Origin of the sequence: Agrobacterium sp. MCAB5, assembly GCF_052114365.1 — a bacterium.
GTDB lineage: Bacteria > Pseudomonadota > Alphaproteobacteria > Rhizobiales > Rhizobiaceae > Agrobacterium > Agrobacterium tumefaciens.
Map to the genome: position 1 here is coordinate 1 of NZ_JBFREP010000063.1, position 857 is coordinate 857.

An 857-nucleotide genomic window follows, 5' to 3' on the forward strand; every position below is an offset into this window, starting at 1 on the left:
GCGGTGGGGTCGGATCATAAACATCTCAAGCCTAGCGGCCCTGATGCCGCCTGCAAGTCGACCGGACTACTCTGCCGCCAAAGCAGCCATGATCGCGATGACGGCGTCGCTCGCAAAAGACGTTGCTGCACACGGCATCACCGCAAACACCGTTTCGCCTGGAACGGTGCATAGCATCAGTTTGGATACCGCATTCCGTAAGAAGGCCATGGAGAAGGGGATGGCCATTGACGCCCCCTGGAATGACATAGAGAGAGAAATCCTGCCAATGTTTGCTCAGGTGCCCCTTGGAAGGGTCGGAACCCTCGAGGAGATTGCGGATGCGATTGCGTTTCTCTCGAGCCCCCGTGCCGGCTATATCACAGGAGCAAACCTCCGACTTGACGGAGGAATGTGGCCAGGGATGTAGCAGGTCAACAGAGGGGCTGCGCCAAACCTGTGTGGGTTTCCCGCCTCAGTTCCAGTTTGCCATGACGAACCGGTGGATCTCCGCTTCGAGTTCCTGGTCTTCCGGTGTCCCACCCATGAAGCCACCATGGGGCATCGCTTCAAAGACGTGCAATTCTGTTTCCACGCCAGCTTTTCGCAAGGCTCGATGCATCCTCACCGTGTTCGATAGGAACAGGTCACGCGTGCCGGTCTGCAGGAATGTCGGCGGAAGGCCCGCCAAATCGCCGAAGAGCGGTGATAGATAGGGATTGGAAAGATCAGCACCACCGGCGTAGAGCAGGTTGTTTGATCTGAGCGGGCGCGGCAGAACGAGATCAATCATCTGGTTTGTTTGGAAACTGTCGCCCGATTCGGTGAGGTCAACCTGTGGCGAGAGCAAGACTAATCTGCCGGGCATTGGCATGCCT

Annotated in this window: 2 protein-coding genes; one reads left to right on the forward strand and one right to left on the reverse strand. The window is 57.4% G+C overall.

The genetic code is table 11. The features are described from left to right. Positions 1-409: SDR family NAD(P)-dependent oxidoreductase (locus tag AB4Z23_RS27300; protein WP_441361160.1), on the forward strand; the 409-nt coding region annotated here is incomplete at its 5' end. A 45-nt stretch (positions 410-454) separates the two neighbouring features. On the opposite strand, the gene AB4Z23_RS27305 is transcribed toward AB4Z23_RS27300, so the two are convergent. Next, positions 455-857 (reverse strand): alpha/beta hydrolase fold domain-containing protein (locus AB4Z23_RS27305; protein WP_441361161.1); only part of this gene is annotated, 403 nt, incomplete at its 5' end.